25 protein-coding genes are annotated in these 20,976 nt (G+C 70.4%); 14 read left to right on the forward strand and 11 right to left on the reverse strand.

The window, feature by feature from the left end:
* Window positions 1-13: 13 nt before the first annotated feature.
* Together VFF46_RS24340 and VFF46_RS24345 are read left to right on the forward strand one after the other, a co-directional pair.
* Window positions 14-739 carry a class I SAM-dependent methyltransferase gene (locus VFF46_RS24340; RefSeq protein WP_325039516.1) on the forward strand — a complete coding sequence of 242 codons (726 nt, stop codon included), beginning with the start codon at window positions 14-16 and terminating at the stop codon, window positions 737-739.
* Between the two features lie 90 nt (window positions 740-829).
* Window positions 830-1,402: a dihydrofolate reductase family protein gene (locus tag VFF46_RS24345; protein ID WP_325039517.1), complete on the forward strand. Its 573-nt coding sequence runs from the start codon at window positions 830-832 to the stop codon at window positions 1,400-1,402.
* Between the two features lie 12 nt (window positions 1,403-1,414).
* On the opposite strand, the gene VFF46_RS24350 is transcribed toward VFF46_RS24345, so the two are convergent.
* Both VFF46_RS24350 and VFF46_RS24355 read right to left on the reverse strand, forming a co-directional pair.
* Window positions 1,415-1,777: a hypothetical protein gene (locus VFF46_RS24350; protein ID WP_325039518.1), complete on the reverse strand. Its 363-nt coding sequence runs from the start codon at window positions 1,775-1,777 to the stop codon at window positions 1,415-1,417.
* A 9-nt stretch (window positions 1,778-1,786) separates the two neighbouring features.
* Entirely contained in the window at window positions 1,787-3,382 is a 1,596-nt protein-coding gene (locus VFF46_RS24355) for an alpha-L-arabinofuranosidase C-terminal domain-containing protein (RefSeq protein WP_325039519.1), read from the reverse strand.
* Window positions 3,383-3,407: 25 nt separating this feature from the next.
* On the opposite strand from VFF46_RS24355, the gene VFF46_RS24360 reads away from it, so the two are divergent.
* Entirely contained in the window at window positions 3,408-4,802 is a 1,395-nt protein-coding gene (locus VFF46_RS24360) for a sulfatase-like hydrolase/transferase (protein ID WP_325039520.1), read from the forward strand.
* Window positions 4,803-4,809: 7 nt separating this feature from the next.
* On the opposite strand, the gene VFF46_RS24365 is transcribed toward VFF46_RS24360, so the two are convergent.
* Window positions 4,810-6,525, reverse strand: coding sequence for a sodium:proton antiporter (locus VFF46_RS24365; protein WP_325039521.1), 1,716 nt, complete (start codon window positions 6,523-6,525; stop codon window positions 4,810-4,812).
* A 126-nt stretch (window positions 6,526-6,651) separates the two neighbouring features.
* On the opposite strand from VFF46_RS24365, the gene VFF46_RS24370 reads away from it, so the two are divergent.
* The 7 genes from VFF46_RS24370 to VFF46_RS24400 all read left to right on the forward strand — a co-directional run bounded on the left by VFF46_RS24370 (window position 6,652) and on the right by VFF46_RS24400 (window position 12,694).
* Window positions 6,652-7,275: a VOC family protein gene (locus VFF46_RS24370; protein ID WP_325039522.1), complete on the forward strand. Its 624-nt coding sequence runs from the start codon at window positions 6,652-6,654 to the stop codon at window positions 7,273-7,275.
* Between the two features lie 69 nt (window positions 7,276-7,344).
* Window positions 7,345-7,776 (forward strand): VOC family protein, encoded by a 432-nt coding sequence (locus tag VFF46_RS24375; RefSeq protein WP_325039523.1) that lies wholly within the window; start codon window positions 7,345-7,347, stop codon window positions 7,774-7,776.
* Window positions 7,777-7,806: 30 nt separating this feature from the next.
* The gene (locus VFF46_RS24380; protein ID WP_325039524.1) at window positions 7,807-8,553 is read left to right on the forward strand and encodes a YafY family protein; all 747 of its coding nucleotides are present in this window, start codon (window positions 7,807-7,809) and stop codon (window positions 8,551-8,553) included.
* 63 nt (window positions 8,554-8,616) lie between these two features.
* Window positions 8,617-9,006, forward strand: coding sequence for a VOC family protein (locus tag VFF46_RS24385; protein ID WP_325039525.1), 390 nt, complete (start codon window positions 8,617-8,619; stop codon window positions 9,004-9,006).
* A complete protein-coding gene (locus tag VFF46_RS24390) occupies window positions 9,006-9,362 on the forward strand; it encodes a hypothetical protein (protein WP_325039526.1) in 357 nt (118 codons plus the stop codon). The genes VFF46_RS24385 and VFF46_RS24390 overlap by 1 nt, the downstream gene beginning before the upstream one ends.
* Window positions 9,363-9,387: 25 nt before the next feature.
* Complete coding sequence (gene pta / locus VFF46_RS24395) at window positions 9,388-11,511, forward strand: phosphate acetyltransferase (protein WP_325039527.1); 2,124 nt, start codon at window positions 9,388-9,390, stop codon at window positions 11,509-11,511.
* Window positions 11,504-12,694 carry an acetate kinase gene (locus VFF46_RS24400; protein WP_325039528.1) on the forward strand — a complete coding sequence of 397 codons (1,191 nt, stop codon included), beginning with the start codon at window positions 11,504-11,506 and terminating at the stop codon, window positions 12,692-12,694. Before pta ends, VFF46_RS24400 begins: the two co-directional genes overlap by 8 nt.
* Here VFF46_RS24400 and VFF46_RS24405 read toward each other — a convergent pair.
* The 4 genes from VFF46_RS24405 to VFF46_RS24420 form a co-directional block, all read right to left on the reverse strand.
* Entirely contained in the window at window positions 12,664-13,404 is a 741-nt protein-coding gene (locus VFF46_RS24405) for a site-2 protease family protein (protein WP_325039529.1), read from the reverse strand. The two genes, VFF46_RS24400 and VFF46_RS24405, sit on opposite strands and share 31 nt — an antisense overlap.
* A gap of 20 nt (window positions 13,405-13,424) precedes the next feature.
* Window positions 13,425-14,603: an ABC transporter permease gene (locus VFF46_RS24410; RefSeq protein WP_325039530.1), complete on the reverse strand. Its 1,179-nt coding sequence runs from the start codon at window positions 14,601-14,603 to the stop codon at window positions 13,425-13,427.
* Window positions 14,600-15,493 carry an ATP-binding cassette domain-containing protein gene (locus tag VFF46_RS24415; RefSeq protein WP_325039531.1) on the reverse strand — a complete coding sequence of 298 codons (894 nt, stop codon included), beginning with the start codon at window positions 15,491-15,493 and terminating at the stop codon, window positions 14,600-14,602. Before VFF46_RS24415 ends, VFF46_RS24410 begins: the two co-directional genes overlap by 4 nt.
* Window positions 15,494-15,558: 65 nt before the next feature.
* A complete protein-coding gene (locus VFF46_RS24420; RefSeq protein ID WP_325039532.1) occupies window positions 15,559-16,050 on the reverse strand; it encodes a DUF2231 domain-containing protein in 492 nt (163 codons plus the stop codon).
* 95 nt (window positions 16,051-16,145) lie between these two features.
* Between VFF46_RS24420 and VFF46_RS24425 the strand changes: the two genes are divergently transcribed.
* Complete coding sequence (locus VFF46_RS24425) at window positions 16,146-17,141, forward strand: YbhN family protein (RefSeq protein ID WP_325039533.1); 996 nt, start codon at window positions 16,146-16,148, stop codon at window positions 17,139-17,141.
* A gap of 12 nt (window positions 17,142-17,153) precedes the next feature.
* On the opposite strand, the gene VFF46_RS24430 is transcribed toward VFF46_RS24425, so the two are convergent.
* Genes VFF46_RS24430 through VFF46_RS24445 form a run of 4 tightly spaced genes read right to left on the reverse strand, consistent with a single transcriptional unit; the run spans window position 17,154 to window position 19,308 of the window.
* A complete protein-coding gene (locus VFF46_RS24430; protein WP_325039534.1) occupies window positions 17,154-17,720 on the reverse strand; it encodes a hypothetical protein in 567 nt (188 codons plus the stop codon).
* 1 nt (window position 17,721) lies between these two features.
* The gene (locus VFF46_RS24435) at window positions 17,722-18,615 is read right to left on the reverse strand and encodes a DUF6286 domain-containing protein (RefSeq protein WP_325039535.1); all 894 of its coding nucleotides are present in this window, start codon (window positions 18,613-18,615) and stop codon (window positions 17,722-17,724) included.
* The gene (locus VFF46_RS24440; protein ID WP_325039536.1) at window positions 18,608-18,790 is read right to left on the reverse strand and encodes a hypothetical protein; all 183 of its coding nucleotides are present in this window, start codon (window positions 18,788-18,790) and stop codon (window positions 18,608-18,610) included. The genes VFF46_RS24435 and VFF46_RS24440 overlap by 8 nt, the downstream gene beginning before the upstream one ends.
* 23 nt (window positions 18,791-18,813) lie before the next feature.
* Window positions 18,814-19,308 carry an Asp23/Gls24 family envelope stress response protein gene (locus VFF46_RS24445; RefSeq protein WP_325039537.1) on the reverse strand — a complete coding sequence of 165 codons (495 nt, stop codon included), beginning with the start codon at window positions 19,306-19,308 and terminating at the stop codon, window positions 18,814-18,816.
* 174 nt (window positions 19,309-19,482) lie between these two features.
* Between VFF46_RS24445 and VFF46_RS24450 the strand changes: the two genes are divergently transcribed.
* From VFF46_RS24450 to VFF46_RS24460, 3 genes are read left to right on the forward strand one after another with little or no spacing between them, the layout of a single operon-like run.
* Window positions 19,483-20,049 carry a sigma-70 family RNA polymerase sigma factor gene (locus VFF46_RS24450; RefSeq protein ID WP_325039538.1) on the forward strand — a complete coding sequence of 189 codons (567 nt, stop codon included), beginning with the start codon at window positions 19,483-19,485 and terminating at the stop codon, window positions 20,047-20,049.
* Window positions 20,040-20,582, forward strand: coding sequence for an Asp23/Gls24 family envelope stress response protein (locus VFF46_RS24455; RefSeq protein WP_325039539.1), 543 nt, complete (start codon window positions 20,040-20,042; stop codon window positions 20,580-20,582). Before VFF46_RS24450 ends, VFF46_RS24455 begins: the two co-directional genes overlap by 10 nt.
* Window positions 20,579-20,956 carry an Asp23/Gls24 family envelope stress response protein gene (locus VFF46_RS24460; RefSeq protein ID WP_325039540.1) on the forward strand — a complete coding sequence of 126 codons (378 nt, stop codon included), beginning with the start codon at window positions 20,579-20,581 and terminating at the stop codon, window positions 20,954-20,956. The genes VFF46_RS24455 and VFF46_RS24460 overlap by 4 nt, the downstream gene beginning before the upstream one ends.
* Window positions 20,957-20,976: the final 20 nt, after the last annotated feature.

Consider the following 20,976-nt stretch of genomic DNA (forward strand, 5'->3'; position numbering starts at 1 on the left):
CTAGCCTGGGGGCGTGTTCGACTACGACGCCGAGATGCAGTTCTACCGGGAGCGCTTTCGGGCGGCGTGTGCTGTGCGGGCCGGTGAGCGGGTGCTGGACGTCGGGTGTGGTGGCGGGCAGACGACGCGGGACGCGGGGCGAGACGCGGCGCCCGGGCGGGTGCTCGGGGTGGACGTGTCGGAGCGGATGCTCGAGCAAGCCCGGCGCCGTACGTCCGAGGACGGCAACATCGACTACCTGCTCGCGGATGCGTCGGCGCACGACTTCAGTACGACGTACGACGTGGGGATCAGCCGGTTCGGGGTGATGTTCTTCGCGGATCCGGCGGCGGCGTTCGCGAACCTGCGGCGGGCGTGCCGGCGGATCGTGCTGATGGTCTGGCAGTCGCGTGCGGAGAACCAGTGGGCGCAGGTGATCCCGGCGGCGCTCGGCGGAGCGTTCCGGGACGACTCGCCGTTCTCGCTCGGCGACCGCGAGTACACGCGGAAACTCCTCACGTCCGCGGGCTTCTCCGAGCCGACCTTCACCGCGGTCCGCGAACCGATCTACTACGGCCCCGACGTACAGACGGCGTACGAGAACGTCCTGCAGCTTCACGAGCCGAAGGCGCTCCTCGCCGAGCTCGACCCGGCGGCGGCCAACCGCGGGCGGGCTTCTCTGCGGGACGTGTTGGCCGCGCACGACACCGGCAATGGCATCCTCTTCGATTCGGCAGTGTGGATCGTCGAGGCAGAGTGACCGGGGTCACATTCTCCGGGTGTCGATTCGGTCCGGGGTCGCCCGACGCTCAGGCAAAACCAGCACAACTCGACCAAGGAGCACCACACCATGCGTAAGCTCATCACCTCCGCGTTCATCTCGGTCGACGGCGTCGTCGAGGGCCCCGGCGGCGAGAAGGAGTACCGGAACGTCGGCTGGACCATCAAGGACATCCCGTTCGACGAGGCGGCGTTCGCGCTGAAGGGCGAGGAGCAGGAGGAGGCCACCGCGCTGCTGCTCGGCCGGGTCAGCTACGAGTCGTTCGCGCCGGTCTGGCCGACGATGGCCGAGTTCCCCGGCTACCTGGCGATGCCGAAGTACGTCGTGTCGACCACGCTCCAGGACAGCGACCTGGTGACGAACTGGAACGAGATCAACATCCTCCGCTCGCTCGACGACGTCGCCGCCCTGAAGGAGACCGAAGGCGGCCCGATCATCGTCCACGGCAGCGCCACCCTGAACCGCAGCCTGTCCGACGCGGGCCTCATCGACCAGTACAACCTGCTGGTCTTCCCGGTCCTCCTCGGCGCCGGTAAGCGCCTCTTCAGCGACGCCGACCGCGACAAGATCAACCTCAAGCAGACCTCCAGCCAGTCCTACTCGAACGGCATCCAGCGCCTCACGTACGACGTACAGCACTGACCGTGCGGGCGATCAGCCGAGCCGGCGGGCGGCGGCGTTGTAGATGTCGCCAGGAGTGTGGTTGAAGGCGATCGCGGCGTCCGGCGCGTGCCGGCGGATCAGGTTGATGATGGTCTCGAAGTGTTCCTCGGACCTGCGGATGCCACCGCCGACGACCACACACTCCCACGGGCGGGCGGACAGCGCGGCGGTCACCACCGCCTCGATGTCGTCGCTGCCGTCCAGGCCGACCAGGCAGGTCTCCGCGCCGACCCCGTGCGCGGCGAATTCCGCCATCCCGGCCTGGATCCCGGTCGCGACCGGCTCCGGGTCCCACGGCCCGGGGACACGGTACGGATCCAGCCCGATCACCAGCACCCGCGGCTTGCTGTCCATCCGACGAGATTATCGCTCGAAGGAGAGCACCGTGATGCTGTGCGGCGGGAACTCGTAGCTTCCGTCCAGCTCCTCCGTGCCGAGGTCCCGCAGTACGACGGCGTCCGGAGCGCTGAGGCTGTTCGAGGCCAGTACGTCGTCGGCGCTCAGCCGCTTGATCCCGCACCGCGCCGGCAGCTCCTCGCGACGGCCGTCCAGGGTCAGCTCGGCGCGGATCGCGCTGTCGCGGTGCCGGTTGATCACCGCGACCCGGATCGCCTGCCCGTCCGTGGTCGCCGACACGTCCAGGTCCGGCACCGTCGCCGGGAAGCTCCGGAACTCGCCCCGGTGGTCCCGCTCGTCCCCCTGCCGTACGGCGGTCAGCCGGCCCGGCGCCCGTACGTCGGCGGCGAGCGCGATCGGGCCGAGGTGGTTCTGGTACAGGTCCCACACGTGGTACGTAGCCGCCCGGACCGAACCGTTGGGGCGGGCAACGATCACGCCGTTCGCGTTCAGCAGGTTGACGGTGTTCGCCATCGTGACCGGCACCTCGCGCGCACCGGCGCGATGCAGCGCGTGGAAGACGCCGGCGTAGAACAATGCGTCGGCGAGCGTCCGCGGGCTCCAGCGGTTCACCCGGTGCGCAGGCCGATCAGGCAGCCCGTCGACGTTCCGCGTGACCGTACCGCCGTCGTCCGACGGTTGCGGCTCCGGCCAGCTGGCGGGCTCGACGTGCCGGATGTTCCACTCGTCCAGCGCGAGACCGAGCGGGCGCTCCACGCCGGTCCGCGCGGCGACGGCGGCGACCAGGTCGGAGTACTCGACGATCTGCTGCTCGAAATACAGCGACTGGGCAACGATCGCGTCGTACTCCGACGCACCGTCGATCAGCTGCGTGGTCGCGCCGTACAGGTGGAACGACAGGTAGTCGATCTCGTTGCCGACGGCCCGCAGTACGGCGTCCGTCCAACCGTCGCGGTCGTCCGTCTTGCCGACCGCAATGAACTTCAACGACGGGTCTACCGCGCGCATGAACCGGGCGTGCTCGGCCGCGTCGGCGGCATATGCGGCGGCCGGACGATGGCCCATCTGCCAGTCGCCGTACACCTCGTTCCCGAGACCCCAGTACTTCACGCCGTACGGCGGGCGGCCGCGACGGCGGGTGTACTCCGTGTCGCCCGCGTAGTTCGTGTACTCGACCCAGCGGACCGCCTCGTCGACATCGCGGCAGCTGTGCGCGAGGTACGGCTCGGTCCCGACCTCGGCGCACCACGCGAGGAACTCGTCGGTGCCGAAGCGGTTCGTCTCCTCCGAGCCCCAGGCCAGCTCGAGCCGCCGCGGCCGGCCGGGGCGCGGGCCGATACCGTCCTCCCAGTGGTACGCCGACGTGAAGTTTCCGCCGGGCCAGCGCACGATCGGGAGGCCGAGCTCGCGGCACAGCTCGATCACGTCCGTACGCAGACCGCTGCGCACGTCGTCACCGCCGTACGCGAGCGGCGAGCCCTCGTCGAAGACGCCGCCCTCGATGTTGCCGAAGAACGCGGACTCCAGGAAGTGCCCGTAGATCATCGGGTCGATGGCGTGCTGGCGGTCGCTGTGGATGTCGATCGTGGCGGCGAAAGTCACAGGACTCAACTATAGACTGCGGTGCATGCCGCCGAACGTCCTGCTCATCTGTACCGACCAGCAGCGCTTCTCCGCATTGGGTGCCTCAGGCAACGATGAGGTCGACACGCCGAACCTGGACCGGCTCGCGGGTCAGGGCGCGCTGTTCGAAAACTGCTACGTGCAGAGCCCCGTCTGTGCACCGTCGCGCGCGAGCCTGATGACGGGTCGGTACGTGCACCAGCACGGGCTCTGGGCGAACGGGGTCGGCCTGCCGGATCACGAGCGGCTGTTCAGCAAGGACCTGGCCGAGGCTGGGTACGACTGCGGTCTGGTCGGCAAGTTCCACCTGAACGCGTGCTTCGGCGGGCGGTCGGAGGTGCGGCACGACGACGGATTCCGGGTGTTCCGCTGGGCGCACGACCCGTACCCGGGATCGTCGGAGAACGAGTACCACCGGTGGTTGTACACCGTGCGGCCCGAGCTGGCCGGGGCCGAGCTGGACTACGACTCGCTACCTCGGGAGATCCACTACAGCCATTGGATCGGCGAGCAGACCATCGACTTCCTGACCCGGTCCCGCGAGCGGTCCAAGCCGTTCTTCTTCGTGGCGAACTTCTTCGACCCGCATCACGGGTTCGGCGCGCCGGAGGAGTACGTCCGCCGGTACCGCGCGCGCGAGCTCAGCCGGCCGATCCCGGACGACCTGTCCGGGAAGCCGCCGATCCAGACCGAGGCGTCCCACGAGTCGTACGCCGGGCACGCGCGCGGGTTCACGACGTACAGCCCGGAAGAGCTGCAGGAGGTCAAGGCGGCGTACTACGCGATGGTGACGCTGATCGACGACGAGGTCGGGCGGATCCTCGACGCGCTCGACGCCGAGGGGCTGGCCGACGACACGCTGGTCGTGTTCACCAGCGACCACGGCGAGATGCTCGGCGACCACGAACTGATGCTCAAGGGCCCGATGATGTACGAACAGGCCGTCCGGGTCCCGCTCATCCTCCGCCTACCGCCCACCATCCCCGCGGGCACCCGCTGCACCGACCTCGTCCAGTGGATCGACCTCTCGTCCACGATCCTCACCGCCGCCGGCCTCACCCCGCGCGGCGAAGGTCAGGACCTCCTCCCCCTCACCACCGGCCACCCGTCGGCCCGCGACTGGGCCCTGAGCGAGTACCGCAACAGCGGCCACCCGTACGCCGACCCCGTCCACCTCACCATGCTCCGCCACGACCGCTGGAAACTCGCCGTCCAGCACGCAAGCCCAACCCGCCCCCGCACCGGCGAACTCTATGACCTGACCGCCGACCCCCACGAACAACAAAACCTCTGGCACGACCCCCTCCACCACGACATCCGCACCACCCTCCAGGAATCCCTCCTAGACACCTTGGTAACCACCGAAAACCGCACCCAACCCCGCCTCGCAGACTGGTAGGTCTTTGTCAGGCGGTGGTGAAGCGTTGTTCTACGGTGTCCAGGAAGGACTGGACCTGGCGGTAGGTTTCGGAGCTGTAGGCGCCTACGCTGCGTTCGGTGGAGAGGGCTTCGCGCATGGCGTCCAGGTAGCGGCGTTGGATGGTTTCCATTTGTTCGCGGGTGTCGGGTTTGGTGGCGCGGAGTTGGCGGGTGCCGGAGACCAGGCGGGGGACGACGCGGTCCTTGAGGGTGTGGATGACCTCGGGGTCCAGGGGTTCGCCTTCGACGGTTTGGTCTTCCAGGGGGCCTACCGCGTCGATGGCTGATTCGCCGATCTGGCGCATCAGTTCCTGGACCGAGTCCCGTTTGTCCTCGGCGCTCTCCGGGCGGAAGCGCATCTTCGCGATCACCGCGGGCAGCGAGATGCCGAACAGCACCAGCGTGATCAGCGCGACGATGAACGCCGCCAGTACGACGGTCGCGCGGTGCGGCGTACCGGCGGGGATCGTCTGCGCCGCGGCCACCGTGACGACACCGCGCATCCCGGCCCAGGCGAGCACCAGCAGCCCGCGGCCGGTGATCGGCTCGCGCTCCTCGAAGTCCGCGTCGGCGCGCCCGCGGGCCAGCCGTCTCCGCGCCCACGCGACCCGGTTCTCCTCGCGCTGGGTCGACGGCTCCATCGAGTCCAGCCGTTCCTCGAACTCGTCCAGCTGGGCATGCACCTGCTCGTGCCGGTCGTTCGCCCCGAAGTGACTCTGCAGCGCGGGCCACGCGAGCCCCAGGAACCGCAGCGCGATCAGCAACCCGACCACCAGCAGTACCAGCGCCGCGATCTCCCCCGGCGTGGTCTCCACGCGGGCGTCGTTCACGAGTTCCGGCAACTCGTACCCCATCGCCAGGAAGACGCCGCTCTCCAGGATGAAGCTGATCGTGGTCCAGGTGGTCGACTGCGTCTGCCGGTCGCGCGCGCTGAACCGCCGGTTCCCGAGCGCGCCGGTCAGCAGCCCGGCGATCACCACGGCGAGTACGCCGGACGCGTGCGCCTCCTCGGCCGGGAAGTACGCCAGGAACGGCACCGCGAACGAGATCGTCGTGTTCAGCACCGGATCGTCCAGCCGCTGCCGCAGTACGACGGTCACGAACCCGACCGCCCCGCCGATCAGGATCGCGCCGACGACCGCCCACACGAAGTCGAGCACGGTGTGACCGAGGCTGAAGTGCGTCGTCACCGCGAGCGCCGCCACCGCCGTCCGCAGCACCACCAGCGCCGACGCGTCGTTCACCAGGCTCTCGCCCTCGAGCACGGTCATCAGCCGCGGCGGCAGCCCGACCCGGTGCCCGATCGCGGTCGCCGCGACCGCGTCCGTCGGGCTGACGACGGCCCCGAGCGCGACCGCCAGCGCGAACGAGATCCCCGGGAACAGCGCGTGCACGAGCGCCCCGATCACCAGCGCCGACACGATCACCATCACGACCGACAGCCAGGAGATCAGCCCGAAGTTCCGCCGTACGTCGATCACCGGCAGCTTGACCGCGGACGTGTACAGCAGCGGCGGCAGCACGCCCGCGAGGATGATCTCCGGCTCGATGTGGATGGCCGGCGTACTCGGCAGGTAGCTGGCCCCGATGCCGAGCGCGACCAGCAGCAACGGCGCCGCGACGCCGGTCCGCCGCGCGAACACGGAGGCCGCGATCATGATCGCGAGCCCGGCACCGGCAATCAGCACGATCTGGTGGTCCACGTGACCACACTCTAGGCCCGGGGACGCGGCCGCCAGGGTAATGACCAGTCATTCACCCTGGTGTCACGGGCGTGCCGCGGCGGCAGATTGGGGGTCAGCCAAAGACGTTGATCGCAGGAGGAAGTCATGAGTACCGACCTGAAGTTCGAAGCCGTCGTCATCCCGGTCGCCGACGCGGACCGGTCCAAGGAGTTCTACGCCGGTCTCGGCTGGCGGCTGGACGCGGACTTCGCGTTCGACAACGGGTTCCGGATCGTCCAGTTCACGCCGCCGGGCTCCCCCGCCTCGGTCCAGTTCGGCAGCAACATCACCACTGCGGAGCCGGGTACGGCGCAGGGCCTGTACCTGGTCGTCGCCGACATCGAGGCCGCCCGGTCGGAGCTGCTCGCGGCGGGCGCCAAGGTCGGCGAGGTGTTCCACCCGAGCGCACCGGGCGCGCAGTTCGAGCCTGCTGCCGCGGAGGGACGGGTGGCCGGTACGACGGACGACCGGTCGAGCTACGGGTCGTTCGCGACCTTCAGTGACCCGGACGGCAACACCTGGCTGCTCCAAGAGGTCACCACCCGGATCCCCGGCCGGGTCAGCGAGGCGACGTACGCCTCGGTCTCCGAACTCGAGGAGGCGCTCCGCCGGGCCGCGACCGCCCACGGCGAGCACGAGGCCCGCACCGGCCAGGCCGACGAGGAATGGCCCGCCTGGTACGCCGCGTACCTGCTCGCCGATCGCACCGGCGCGAAACTTCCTGAGTAGAGCATGTAGAGAACGCCGCCGCGGCCTCGTCCTCCGGGCAACAACCACTCACCCGAGGAGAATCGGACGATGGCAATCAAGCGCATGGACCACATCGGCGTCGTGGTCGAGGACCTGGCGGCGGCGAAGGCGTTCTACTTCGAGCTCGGCATGGAGCTCGTCGGCGAGACCACGGTCTCCGGGCCGTGGGTCGAGGGCGTGTCCGGGATGCCCGGGGTGGTCGCGGACATCTCGTTCCTGCGTACCCCGGACGGTCACGGGCAGCTCGAGCTGACGACGTACCGGACGCCGCTCGCGACCACGCTGGAGCCGTCCGCGCCGCCGAACACGCTCGGCATCCGGAACCTGATGTTCGTCGTCGACGACGTCCAGGACACCGTGGACCGGCTGAAGTCGCACGGCGGCGCGCTGGTCGGCACGATCGAGGAGCACTCCCCCGGCCGGCACTTCTGCTACCTGCGCGGGCCGCAGGGCGTGATCATCGCGCTCGCCGAAGAATAAGTGTCCATGGCGCCGTCTAGCGTGCGGTGCATGAACCGGATCGATCGGCTGTACGCCCTTGCCGAGGAGCTCCGCGCGGCCGGGGCTCGCGGGCGTACGGCGCGGCAGCTCGCGGCGCGTTTCGAGGTCAGCGTGCGGACCATCGAGCGCGACCTGAGCGCGCTCGGGCAGGCCGGCGTACCGCTGGCGACCAAACAGGGGCGCACCGGCGGGTACTCGGTGGACCGCGCGATGAGCCTCCCGCCGCTGAACTTCACGCCGCGGGAGGCGATGGCGGTCGCGGTGGCGCTGAGCCGCGGCGATCACGTGCTGTTCGCGCGCGACTCCCGGACCGCGCTGCAGAAGATCGTCGCCGCGATGCCGCAACGGGACCTGGACGAGGCGCGGCTGGCGGCAGCCAAGGTGCGGCTGCTGGTGCAGCCGACGCCGGATCCGGACGGCGAGGTCGCGGAGCAGATCTGGCGGGCGGTCCGCGACAACCAGGTGCTGCGGATCCAGTACACCGACGTCGGCGGTGTCGAGACGGTCCGCGAGATCGAGCCGCAGCACGTCGTGGTCGGGCCGAACGGGTCGTACCTGACGGCCTGGTGCCACCTGCGGCAGGAGGACCGGGTGTTCCGGATGGACCGGATCACCAAGGCCGAGCGGACCGCGACGCTGCCGCTGCGGCCGCCGTCCTCCGACGAGCTGCACGTCGCCGGGTACGAGACCAAGCTGCCGGACGCCGCACTGCGCCCGGAGGATCTTTTTCCAACTCCGGCGCCAACTCCGACATAGGGCTGTCGCGAACCGCTGGGAACGTGGTTCTCACAAGTCCACCTGAGTTGAAGGAGAAGTTCGATGAGTACTCCGGCACCCGGCACGCTGGCCTGGTTCGAGGTCGCGACCGACAACCCCGACGCGGCGGAGAAGTTCTACGGCAGCCTGTTCGACTGGTCGTTCGGGTCGTCCGGGAGCCTGACCTCCGGCGGCCTCGACTACCGCAACATCACCGCCTCCGGTGCGGAGCAGCCGATGGGCGGGCTGTTCGCGACCAAGGGCGAGCTGCCGAACCACGCCGTGTTCTACATCCTGGTCGCCGACGTCGAGGCGACCTGCGCGGACGCCGAGCAACTCGGCGGCACGGTGGTCAACAAGCGGCTCGGCGTCGGCGGCGGTACGCCGGACTTCGCCTACCTGCGCGACCCGTCCGGCAACCAGTTCGCGGTGTTCACGCCGCGCCCGGAATGATGTCATCCACCAGCCCCGCGTCCCCGCCGGCCGATACCGGCGGGGCGCAGGCCCTGTACGACGAACTCACCGACGACCTGCTGTACGACCCGGCCATCGGGCGCGGCACGATCATGGGCCACCCGTGCATCCGGCTGGCCGGCCGCTTCGTCACCTGCCTCGAGCGGAACGGCACCGGCCTGATCCTCAAGCTCCCCGCCGACCGCGTCACCGCCCTGATTGCCGAAGGCACCGGCGTCCCGTTCACCGCGAACCGTGCTCCGATGCGCGAATGGGTGACGATCCCGGCCGCCGACCGCGCCGTGTGGCAGGACCTGCTCGAGGAAGCGGTCGCGTTCGCCCGCAGCACCCTCTGACCGGACGCCCTCTAAGGTTCGGGGTATGGGTAGCAGTGTCTACGTTGCTTCGGTGGAGGGGACTACCGGGAAGTCGACGGTGGCTCTCGGGGTGCTGCATCAGTTGTCGCGGCGGGTCGGGCGGGTGGCGGTGTTCCGGCCGATCGTGCGGGCGGACACGGCGACGCACGGCGGGCGGGACTACGTTCTCGATCTGCTGATCTCCCAGGACGCGGTCGAGCAGTCGTACGACGACGGGGTCGGGGTCACGTACGACGCCGTGCACACGGATCCGGACGCGGCGCTGGACACGATCGTGCAGCGGTACCACGCGGTCGCGGAGCAGGCCGACGCGGTGGTGATCGTCGGCAGCGACTACACCGACGTGGGGACGCCGACCGAGTTCTCGTTCAATGCCAAGATCGCCGCCAACCTCGGCGCACCGGTCCTGCTCGTACTGAACGGCTTCGACCGGACACCCCACGACGTCCGCGCGATCGCCGACATGGCCACCGCCGAACTGGCGGCCAACCATGGCTCGCTCTTCGCTGTGATCGCGAACCGAGTCGGCTCAGAAGCAGCCGAAGGCCCCGCGGGCGCGGACCGCGAGGCGGGTGGCGGGGCCGGCGCGGCTCTCGTGGCTGCGTTGGAGGGGCTTGGGGCGCCGGCGTTTGCGATTCCTGAGGAGCCGGTGCTCAATCAGCCGCTGGTCGCGGATCTGCTGGAGCCGATCGGCGGCCGGCTGCTCAGCGGTGACCCGCAGTTGCTGACGCGTGAGGTGACCGGGCTGATGATCGCCGGCATGACGATGCCGAACGTGCTCGACCGGCTCTTCGAGGGGGCCGCCGTGGTGACCGCCGGGGACCGGCCGGAGGTGGTGCTCGGCGTGGTGATGGCGCACGCGTCCCGCACCTTCCCGCAGATCGCGGCGATCGTGCTGAACGGCGGCTTCGAGCTCCCCGGCCAGGTGCGCCGGCTGATCGAGGGCCTCGGCGTCACGCTCCCGATCATCGAGACCGGCCTCGGTACCCAGGCCACCTCCAGCAAGCTCACCGCGGTCCGCGGCCGGCTGACCAAGGACGCGCCCCGCAAGATCGACACCGCGAAGGCGCTCTTCGACCAGTACGTCGACGGCCCGGCCCTGCTCGACCAGCTCGCCCTTGCCCGGAGCAGCGCGGTCACGCCGCTGATGTTCGAGCACCGGCTGATCGACCGCGCGGTCTCGGACCGCCGGCACATCGTCCTCCCGGAGGGCGAGGAGGAGCGCATCCTCCGCGCGGCCGACGTACTGCTCCGGCGTGGTGTCGCGGACCTGACCCTGCTCGGGGACCCGACGACGATCAGCCAGCAGGCCGCCACGCTCGGCGTCGACGTCGGCGCGGCGACCGTCGTACATCTCGAACACAGCGAGCTGACCGAGCGGTTCGCCGCGGAGTACCACCGGCTGCGGAAGCATCGCGGCGTCGACCTCGACCGGGCGCGCGAGCTGGTCCGGGACGTGTCGTACTTCGGCACGATGATGGTGCAGCTCGGCCTCGCGGACGGGATGGTGTCCGGCGCCGTGCACACCACCGCGCACACGATCCGCCCGGCGCTCGAGGTCGTGAAGACCGTCCCGGACGTCTCCGTGGTCTCGTCGGTGTTCTTCATGTGCCTGGAGAACCAGGTCCTGGTGTACGGCGACTGCGCGGTGAACCCGGATCCGACCGCGGAGCAGCTCGCGGACATCGCGATCTCCTCGGCCGCCACGGCCGCCGCGTTCGGGGTCGAGCCGCGGATCGCGATGCTCTCGTACTCGACCGGCACGTCCGGCGCCGGTACCGACGTTGAAAAGGTGTCGAAGGCAACGACCATCGTCCGCGAACGGGCACCGGAGCTGCCGGTCGAGGGCCCGATCCAGTACGACGCCGCGATCGACGCCGCCGTCGCCCGTACCAAGCTGCCCGACTCCCCCGTCGCCGGAAAGGCCACGGTGTTCGTGTTCCCCGACCTCAACACCGGCAACAACACGTACAAGGCCGTGCAGCGCTCGGCGAACGCGGTAGCGGTCGGCCCGGTCCTGCAAGGTCTCCGGAAACCGGTCAACGACCTGTCCCGCGGGGCGACGGTCCGCGACATCATCAACACGGTCGCGATCACCGCGATCCAGGCGGGGGAAGCGGATGAGTGAACACGTCCTGGTCATCAACGCCGGCTCCTCCTCGCTGAAGTACAGCCTCGTCGACGCGGCGTCGGGCGAGGCCGCCGCGAGCGGGCTGGTGGAGCGGATCGGCGAGGAGCAGAGCCACCACGTGCACCACGGGCCGTCCGGCGACGTAGACGACGATCAGCCGGTCGCGAACCACGAGGCCGCGCTGGAGGCCGCGGTGCGAGCGTTCGACAAGCACGGCCCGGCCCTGTCCGAGGTCGGCATCGTGGCGGTCGGGCATCGCGTCGTGCACGGCGGCGACCGGTTCGCGGCGCCCGCGCTCGTCGACGACGAGCTCATCGCGGCGGTGACGGACCTGATCCCGCTGGCCCCGCTGCACAATCCCGCGAACCTCGAGGGGATCAAGGTCGCGCGCCGGCTGTTCCCGGACCTGCCGCACGTCGCGGTCTTCGACACCGCGTTCCACCAGACGTTGCCGCCGTACGCCTACACGTACGCCGTACCGTCGTCGTGGCTGGACGACTACGGCATCCGGCGGTACGGGTTCCACGGTACGTCGCACGCGTTCGTGTCCGAGCAGGCGGCCCGGGTGCTCGGCCGCGAACCCGGCGAGCTGAACGTGATCGTCCTGCATCTCGGCAACGGCTGCTCCGCCGCCGCGATCCGCGGCGGGCAGTCCGTCGACACGTCGATGGGACTGACACCGCTGGAAGGGCTCGTGATGGGCACCAGGTCCGGCGATCTCGATCCGGCGATCCACGGCCATCTCGCCCGCGTCGCCGGACAGTCGGCCGAGGACACCGACGGGGTGCTGAACTCGGAGTCCGGGCTGAAGGGCCTGGCCGGCGCGAACGACTTCCGCGAGGTCCTGCGGCGGCGGGCCGACGGTGACGAGCGGGCGCGGCTCGCGTTCGACGTCTACTGCTACCGGCTGAAGAAGTACATCGGTGCGTACTACGCCGTGCTCGGGACCGTCGACGCGATCGTGTTCACCGCGGGTGTCGGCCAGCACTCCGCCGAAGCGAGGGCGGCCGCGCTGGAGGGGCTGGAACCGCTCGGCATCCACCTGGACCCGGTCCGCAACACCGATCTTCCCGACAGCATCGTGTCCACCGACGACAGCCCGGTGAAGGTGCTGGTGATCCCAACGAACGAGGAGTGGGAGATCGCCCGTCAGTCGGTGGGGGTGCTCGCCGGCCGGTGACGCGCCTGCCGGCCTTCCGTGGTGGCGGCCAGCGCGATGACGTAGCCGACGGCAAGCAACCACAGTCCGCCGGGATCCTTGGTGATCAGCTCCGCCACACCGCCCAGCGCCACCAGCGCGCCGACAGCCTGGCCGGCGACCGACGCGACGGCCGTCGCCTTGTCCGGGTCGCCGTACCGGTGCCACAACGCGGCCCGCAGGACCCGGCCGCCGTCGAGCGGTACGCCGGGCAGCAGGTTGAAGACGCACAACGCCAGGTTCATCACCGCGAGCCACACCACGGACATCTGCAGCAGGCCGCCGTGATCGCTTGCCCGTAGCAACAGTCCGGTACCGAGGCCCAGGCCGCCGAGCCCGAGGCTGGCCGCAGGCCCGGCCGCGGCGATCAGGAACGCACCGCGCGGGGTCTGCGGGTCGCCGTCCAGAACGCTCACCCCGCCGAGCATCCAGAGCGTGATCCGCTGCACCGGCACCCGGAACCGCAGCGCGGTCAGCGCGTGCGCGAGCTCATGCACGAGCAGCGAGGCCACGAAGACGACGGCGACCAGTACGCCGGTGATCCAGTACGCCGTCGTACTCCGGCCGGGCACGAGGTACGGCAGAGTGGTCCAGGCCAGTGAGCCGCTGATGATCAGCACCATCCCGAGCACCGACCAGTGCGTGCCGATCGGAATCCCCGCGATCCGGCCGAAGCGGAACGTCTCCTTCATGCTTGTTCCTCACTGATTCCTCACGGGGCGGCACGCCAGGCCTGCTGGATCCGGAGGCGGGTCCCGTGGTGCAGGACGGCCCCTTGGTAGAGCCGGCCGCCGATCCGCGGTACGGCGCCGGTGGCGGCGAGGACGAGGACGGCGGCCAGCACGCCCTGCCAGAGCGGTACGTGGATCAGGGCGGATCGCAGCGGCAGGTACATCGGGGCGGTCGGCGGGAAGAACGAGAGCGCGGTGACCCACCAGGCGTGCGGGTTCTGCAGCGCGATGAAGCCGCCGAGGTACGCCAGCGTGAGCAGACCGGTCAGTGGCGCGGCGGCGGCCTGCGCGTCCTCGATACGCGAGGCCAGCGAGCCGAGGGCGCCGTACAGCACGCTGTAGAAGCTGTAGCCGAGGACGAACCACACAACGTCGCTGGCGATCTGTGGCAAGGTCCCGCTGGGCAGATTCGGCGGCTTCACGGCGTACAGCGTGATCGCGGCGACGATCGCTAGCGCCGCGAACTGGGCGACACCGAGCAGTCCGATGCCGATCACCTTGCCGGCCAGCAGCTGGACCGGACGGACCCGGGCCAGCAACACCTCGACGACGCGGGTGGACTTCTCCGCGACGACGCCGGTGAGTACGTAGCTGCCGTAGATGTTCAGCGCCACGAAGAGCAGGATCACGCCGGCCAGCGCGACGACAAGCCGGCTGGCGCTGGCCTGGCTCGGGTTGAGGACGGTCACGGTCGGTCTGGCCGGAGCCAGCAGCCCGGTGACCTCGGTCGGCGTGAGACCCAGGGCGGCGGCGCGTTGCTCGAGTACGTACCGGCTGGTGGCGCTGCTGATCACCGGCGCGAGGGTGGTGTCCGGGTCGCCCGACCAGATCATCTCGACCTTCGTGGCCTCCGCGACCAGGGCGACGGTGGCGGTGCCGGCCTTGACCTGAGCCGTCGCGGCTGAGCGGGTGCCGACGAAGTGTGCCTGTACGTCGAGACCGTTCGCGGCAGCTTGTGCGGTCAGGGCGTTCGTGAGCGGCTGCGGCAGGGTGGCGACGATCGCGACCGTGTAGGTGTGCTGCCGCTGCGCGACGCGGACCGGGATCACGATCACCAGGACGACCGCCAGCAGCATCACGATCGCCGAGACCCGGAACGCCGTACTGCGGACGCGCGTGCGGATCTCGCGGCTCGCGACGATCCAGACGGCGCGGGTCATCGGCCGACGGCTTCCCGGAAGAGTTCCTCGAGCGAGGGCGGCTCGTAGTCGAACCGCAGGACGGATCCCGCGGTCCGGGCGGCTCGTAGTACGTGATCGGGGTCGCTGTCGGCTTCCAGCCGTAGCTGTACGTGGCGGTCGTCGGCGCGTTCCACGGTGATGTTCGGCAGGCCGGTCGTCCAGGCGGTGGTCGAGGGTTCTGCGAAGACCACGGTGACGCGGCGGTGGGCGGTGGCACGTTGGAGCTGTTCCAGTTCGCCGGCCAGGACGACGCGGCCGCGGTCGATCGTCACGATGTCCTGGCACAGGTGCTGCACGAGGTCCAGCTGGTGGCTGGAGAACAGCACCGTCGTACCGTCCGCGGCCAGGTCGAGGAGCAGCGCGCCGAACTGGTCGACGCCGAGCGGGTCGAGGCCGGCGAACGGTTCGTCCAGGACGAGGATCTCGGGATCGTGGACCAGCGCGACCGCCAGCTGGATCCGCTGCTGGTTGCCGTGCGACAGCTCCTCGACGCGGCGCTCGGACAGGTCGGAGGCGCCTACCCGGTGCAGTACGCCGGTGGTCGCCTCGGCGGCGGCCGCGGACGGCAGGCCGGAGAGCATCGCGAAGTACCGGACCTGTTCGGCGACGCGCATCGACGGGTACAGGCCACGCTCTTCCGGCATGTACCCGAACCGGCGGCCGCGATCACCGTCCAGCGGGGCGCCCAGCCAGCGGACCTCCCCGCCGTCCGGCACCACCAGTCCGAGCAGGCAGCGCATCAGGGTCGTCTTCCCGGCACCGTTCGGCCCGAGCAGCCCGACCAGCCGCTTCGGCGCGACCGTGAACGTGCATCCGTCCAGCGCGACGGTTCCGCCGTACCGCTTGCGCAAACCCTCGATCTCCAGCACCGCCCGGCCCACCTCCACTCAGCCGGCCCCCTGTAGCCAGTGTAGGTATCGCCGAAACCGGACTGTCAGGGCTGGGCGGCCCAGTCGTTCCAGCTGGCCTTGGCGCCGGAGTCGCCGATGCGGACCACGTCGTACACGGCGCCGCCGGCCACCAGGACAGCGACCACGGTGAGCGTCGCGGTGACAGCCCCCGACGTCGGCGCCAGGAACAGTCGTTTGACCGGCGTACGACCGGTGCTCTCGCGCTGTCGCCACCAGACGAGCAGGGCCAGGACCGCGACCCCGATCGCGGCGTAGATCGCCGTGTCGCCCAGCTCGGTGTGTTTCTGGATCAGTGGGGACGGCGTGAGGTGGCGCTCGAGCCACTCCCCCGCGTTCGTTGTGATCGGCACCAGTACGACGACGACCAGCGACAGCACCAGGTTGGGACCGGCGAGTCGGCGGCGCGCGGCCGGCCAGAGGGCGGTCAGCGCGAGCAGCGCCGCCGCCAGCGGAAGCAGTACGACGATGGCGTGGACGAGTAGCACGTGGGCGGGGAGACCGTTGACAGTCTTCATGCGACTTCCTTCGGGTAGGGACTGAGTGCCTCACGCTGGCAGCCGGATCTTGGGAAATTCTTGGAGTGCACACTGGAGTCCGGGAGGAGCGATCGATGACGACGGCAACCAGACGGCGGCCGGCCTGGTACCACCGGGTCTGGTCCGCGGTGTCGCTCGTCGTCCTGGTCGCGATCGTCGAGTACGTCGTACTCCCGAAGCTCTCCGTCGCCCGTCAGTCCCTCGACCGGGTCTCCCAACTGAGTCCGCTCTGGCTGATCAGCGCGGTCGTGCTCGAGGCCGCCGCGCTCGTCTGCTACTCGCTCTTCAGCCGCGCGCTGCTGTCCGGCAGCCCGGTCCGGTTCTCCTGGATCCTGCGGTCCGATCTCACCGGGTACGGCGTGAGCCATGTCGTTCCGGGTGGTGCGGCCACGGCGACCGCGGTGCGCTTCCGGCTGCTGGTCAGCGGCGGCGCGAAACCCGCCGACGTCACCGCGACCGTCACCGCCAGCGCGATCGGCTCGCCACTCGCGCTGGTCCTGGTCGCCTGGTTGTCGACGATCCCCGGCGTGGTCCTGCGCGACGCGACCCCGGCGTACCTGACGCTGTTCCTCGTCGGGCTGGTCGCGATCGCCTGCGGCCTGCTCGCCGTCCGGGAGCGGTCCAGGCTGGAACGGCTCGCCGCCCGCCTGCTCCGCGCGGTCGCCCACCGGCTGCCGCAGCGCGTCGGCCCGTGGATCGCGACCGTCGCACTCCGGCTCCGCGACCTGCTCGCCGACCGTGAGGTCCGCAAGGCGGTCCTGCTCTGGGCGACGCTGAACTGGGTCCTGGACGCCGCCGTGCTGTGGGTCTTCGTCGCCGCCTATGACGCCCCGATCAACCCGGTCCCGGTGCTGCTCGCGTACTGCGCCGCGAACCTGGCCGCCGTCATCCCGCTCACGCCCGGCGGCATCGCGGTCGTCGAGGGGATCGCGATCTCCAGCCTGCTCGGCTTCGACGTACCAGGTCAGGCGGCGGTCCTCGCGGTCCTGTCCTGGCGGCTGCTCCAGTTCTGGGCGCCCGTCCCGCTGGCCGGTCTGTGCTACCTCAGTCTGCGCTTCAAGGCTCGATGAGCCCGTCCCGGATCACACGACACGGGGCGGGGCGGTTGCCTTGTCGTTGCGGGCGACCCGAAGGCGCACACGATGCCGGAGTCGCGGCAGGCCGAGTACTGCGTGCAGGTCCGCCGCTGCCCGCGTGACGGCCGCGTGCACCTTGTCCAGTTGGGCACTCGGCTCGATCGTGCACTGCAGGTCGGCGACGAGCTGCCCCCGGTCGGCAACCACCCGACCCGACGCGTCACGGATCTCCGGCAGCGCGCAGAGTTCGGCAGCTGCTGCCGCGACGGCAGCATGCGCATCGGCGTACAGCCGCCCGCTGCCGGACCGGCGGTCTCCGGTCAAGTGGAAGCGGCCGGGGACGCGGCGGGGCAGGTGGGACGCCAACCACCAGAGGCCCAGGAGGGCGACGAGTACGCCGGCGGCTCCCGTTGCCCAGGGCCACCATGTTGCCTGCATCTGGTCGGGTGGGGTGTGCAGCTGGTGCCGAGTACCGGAGTGCCACCACAGGACTGCTAGTGCGCCTGCCGCGATCAGGGCGAGGGCGAGTACGACGCCGACCGTGCGGTCCAGCGCGATGACTCCGCGCCGCATGTCAGTCCTCCTTCAGATCTACGCGCACCCGGGGCTGGGGCGTGACGGCCTGCAGGCGGTCGGCGATCGCCGTACGGACCTCGTCGTGCACCCGGGACGGTTCGCCGAACATCGTCACGGTCGCGTGCAGCCGCCGCCGTTTGGCGACCACCGACGCCGCTGTCACGGAGTCCACACCGGACGCGCTGTCCGCCGCCAACCGGGCCGCGGCCGCCGGGCGGATCCAGACGAACTCCCCCACCGCCAGATGCGTCCGCCGCCGCGGCTTCAGGGCCAGCACCAGCAGGATCAACCCGACCACGATCGCCGCGATCCCCACCGGTCGCAGCCAGCCGGCAGGCTCCAGCACGACCGTCCGACCGAACCAGCCTTCCGGAATCACCTGCCCGCGCAACAACCCCGTCGCCCGCAACATCTCCGCGATCCCGACCGCCCCGACGGCAACCAGCACCAGCGCCCCCACAATCCCGAACGCCCGCGCAACGGGCCCCGCGACCGGCGGCTTGGCCGCGAGCGGCTCGGCGTGAACGTCGGCGTCCGCCTCCGTCGGCGTACGGGCTTCGACGGCGGTGATTTCGACGTCCACCCGGTCGACGCCCAGGCCGGTGAAGCGTTCCACGTCCTCGGTGACTGCCTGCTGTACCTCCGCGGCAACCTCCTCCAACGGGCGTCCCCACGCCGCGGCGACCTGCACCTCGATCCGGGTACGGCGGCCCGCGACAACGGCCCGCGCCTTCGGCAGGCCACGGCCCAGCACGGCGTCCCGGCGTACCACCGCGCCGTGCCGGTGGGCGGTGATCTCCGCGATCCGTTCGACCGCTCGCTGCGCGATGACGAGCCGCCCTCGATCACCCCCGTACGTGACCGAGGACGGCTCAGCTACGGTGTCAGCCACGACCACGACGCGAGATCAGGTCGTCGAGGCCCTTCGTCCCGTCGGACAGGAACCGGCCGACGACGAGTCCGACCGCGCCCAGCACGAGCGCGAGCAGGAAGCCGGGAAATCCGCCGGCCGCGGCGGCGATGGCGATCAGCAGACCGGCGAACAGACCGATGGTCGACGTGCTCACGTGTGCTCCTCAGGGATCAGTGGCTACTGGACCCGGCGCTCGGCCGGGACTTCCTCGGTGTCGTCCTCGTCCTCGTCGTCACCCTCGAGGTGCACGTCGCTGACCGCGATGTTCACCTCGGTGACCTCGAGCCCGGTCATCCGCTCGACCGCGGCGATCACGTTCCGCCGGATCGCGTCCGCGAGGTCGGCGATGCTCACGCCGTACTCCGCGACCAGCTCGATGTCGACGGCGGCCTGCTTCTCACCGACCTCCACGGACACGCCCTGGGACAGGTTCGTCCGGGAGCCGGGGATCCGCTCGCGGAGCATCCCGACCGCCCGGGCGGCGCCGCCGCCGAGCGCGTGCACGCCGTCGATCTCACGGGTCGCGATGCCGGCGATCTTCGACACCACGATGTCGGCGATGGTGGTCTTCCCGGCGGCGTCGGCTCCGGTGCCGCCGGCAACGATGTCCTTGGTCGCCGGCTCGGTGCCCCGTCGTGCGGTGCTCTTCGCGGCAGTCACGGTCTCGGTCATCGGACAGTCCCTTTCTGGTCAGCGGTTGTGCCCGTACGACGGTTGGACACCGGCACGGACCGATTCGTCACGCGCCGCACCAGCGTGACATGTCTCACGCCGCCGATCCGGGAGGTTACCGTGACAGGTGTGCCATCGGTGTCGTCCTCACAACATGAACCTCCTGGAGCCGCGATGACGGGCGGTCCGGCGCTGCTCGGGCCGCTGATCGAGCTGGACGAGGCGACGCTGGTCGCGCGCGCCCGCGATCGCGACCCGGGCTCGTTCGAGCTGCTGGTCCGGCGGTACCAGCGGCGGATCTACACGCTCTGCCTGCGGATGCTGGACGGCGCCAGCGGCGAGGCCGAGGACATCACGCAGGAGACGTTCGTGACCGCGTGGCGGCGGCTGCCGGAGATCCAGAACGACGCGGCGTTCGGCGGCTGGCTCTACCGCACCGCGACGAACAAGTGCCTGACCGTTCTGCAGCGCCGCCGTCCGACCGTGGACCTCGACGACCAGCACCCGGCCACGGACGACGACCCGGCCCGGACGGCGGATACGACCGCCGCGATGATTGCGCTCTCACAGGCACTCCGAAGGTTGCCACCGCAGCAACGGGCGTGCTGGCTGCTGCGCGAGGTGCACGGGCGCTCCTACCAGGAGATCGCCGATCTGGTCGGTACGACGCCGACCGCCGTCCGCGGACGGATAGCCAGAGCCCGCGCCGAGCTCGCGGAGGTGATGAAGCCATGGAGGTGACCGATCTCCACCCACTGGCCTGCGGACGGACCGTCGAGGACGTCTGGGACGAGCTCGACAGCGGTACGCCGAGCGCGCACCTGGCCGGCTGCCCGCACTGCCTGACCGCCCGCGCCAGCCTGGAACAGCTGGCCGCCGCGACCGCGGTCCTGATCGACGACCCGGTCGACGTGCCAACCGGTCTGCTGGACCGGATCATGACCGCGGTCCGCGCGGACGTGAACCTGGGCCGGACGCTCCCGCTCGGCTCCGCGGACGTCGAGCTGTCCGTCCCGGCGCTGGCCGCCGTACTGCGGTACGCCGTCGACGCCGTACCCGGGATCCGTGCCCGCCAGTGCCGGATCGAGCTGGCCGACGAACGCCCGGACACCGTCCGGGTGTCGATGACGGTCGCGCTGAAGTTCGGCGCCGGACAGGTCGCCGCTCTCGAACAGGCCCGCGACCGCGCCACGACCGCGTTGCACGCGCAGGTCGGCTACATCGTCGAGAGCCTCGACTTCGAGGTGGTCGACGTCTGGACGGATCCGCGGTGACGGCCGCTGACAGCAGTGGCGTCGAGGTCGAGCGGGTGCTGCTCGCCGAAGCCGCTGCTGTTGCCGCTCGATCGGTACCGGGGGTGGTGCGGCTCCAGCCCGGGCTGGTCGGGTTGCTGAAGCAGCTCGCCGCACAGGCCTGGGAGCGGGCGACCGGCCGGCCGGTGCCGGACATCGCGGGCATCGACGTGGACCTGCGCGCCGACGGCAGCGTCCAGGTCGGCGCCCGCATCGTCACGGCCGCCACCTACCGGGCCGCCGAGGTCGGTGCCGACGTCCACGCGGCCATCAGCACCGCGATCGAGGCCGTCACCGGTACGGCGCCGCAGGTCCGCGTCCGGATCGTCGAGATCGACCTCGAGCCGCAACGCTGACCTGCCGCGGGACCAGACAC

It is taken from the genome of Kribbella sp., assembly GCF_035655035.1.
Classification (GTDB): domain Bacteria; phylum Actinomycetota; class Actinomycetes; order Propionibacteriales; family Kribbellaceae; genus Kribbella.

Bases quoted from the DNA above. Each gene is read 5' to 3' on its own strand.
- VFF46_RS24445 (WP_325039537.1), bottom strand. From the start codon at position 19,308: ATGACCGAGACCGTGACTGCCGCGAAGAGCACCGCACGACGGGGCACC.
- VFF46_RS24375 (WP_325039523.1), top strand. From the start codon at position 7,345: ATGGCAATCAAGCGCATGGACCACATCGGCGTCGTGGTCGAGGACCTG.
- VFF46_RS24350 (WP_325039518.1), bottom strand. From the start codon at position 1,777: ATGGACAGCAAGCCGCGGGTGCTGGTGATCGGGCTGGATCCGTACCGT.
- VFF46_RS24455 (WP_325039539.1), top strand. From the start codon at position 20,040: ATGGAGGTGACCGATCTCCACCCACTGGCCTGCGGACGGACCGTCGAG.
- VFF46_RS24390 (WP_325039526.1), top strand. From the start codon at position 9,006: ATGTCATCCACCAGCCCCGCGTCCCCGCCGGCCGATACCGGCGGGGCG.
- VFF46_RS24420 (WP_325039532.1), bottom strand. From the start codon at position 16,050: ATGAAGACTGTCAACGGTCTCCCCGCCCACGTGCTACTCGTCCACGCC.
- VFF46_RS24345 (WP_325039517.1), top strand. From the start codon at position 830: ATGCGTAAGCTCATCACCTCCGCGTTCATCTCGGTCGACGGCGTCGTC.
- VFF46_RS24370 (WP_325039522.1), top strand. From the start codon at position 6,652: ATGAGTACCGACCTGAAGTTCGAAGCCGTCGTCATCCCGGTCGCCGAC.
- VFF46_RS24400 (WP_325039528.1), top strand. From the start codon at position 11,504: ATGAGTGAACACGTCCTGGTCATCAACGCCGGCTCCTCCTCGCTGAAG.
- VFF46_RS24360 (WP_325039520.1), top strand. From the start codon at position 3,408: ATGCCGCCGAACGTCCTGCTCATCTGTACCGACCAGCAGCGCTTCTCC.
- VFF46_RS24410 (WP_325039530.1), bottom strand. From the start codon at position 14,603: ATGACCCGCGCCGTCTGGATCGTCGCGAGCCGCGAGATCCGCACGCGC.
- VFF46_RS24380 (WP_325039524.1), top strand. From the start codon at position 7,807: ATGAACCGGATCGATCGGCTGTACGCCCTTGCCGAGGAGCTCCGCGCG.
- VFF46_RS24430 (WP_325039534.1), bottom strand. From the start codon at position 17,720: ATGCGGCGCGGAGTCATCGCGCTGGACCGCACGGTCGGCGTCGTACTC.
- pta (WP_325039527.1), top strand. From the start codon at position 9,388: ATGGGTAGCAGTGTCTACGTTGCTTCGGTGGAGGGGACTACCGGGAAG.
- VFF46_RS24425 (WP_325039533.1), top strand. From the start codon at position 16,146: ATGACGACGGCAACCAGACGGCGGCCGGCCTGGTACCACCGGGTCTGG.
- VFF46_RS24450 (WP_325039538.1), top strand. From the start codon at position 19,483: ATGACGGGCGGTCCGGCGCTGCTCGGGCCGCTGATCGAGCTGGACGAG.
- VFF46_RS24405 (WP_325039529.1), bottom strand. From the start codon at position 13,404: ATGAAGGAGACGTTCCGCTTCGGCCGGATCGCGGGGATTCCGATCGGC.
- VFF46_RS24385 (WP_325039525.1), top strand. From the start codon at position 8,617: ATGAGTACTCCGGCACCCGGCACGCTGGCCTGGTTCGAGGTCGCGACC.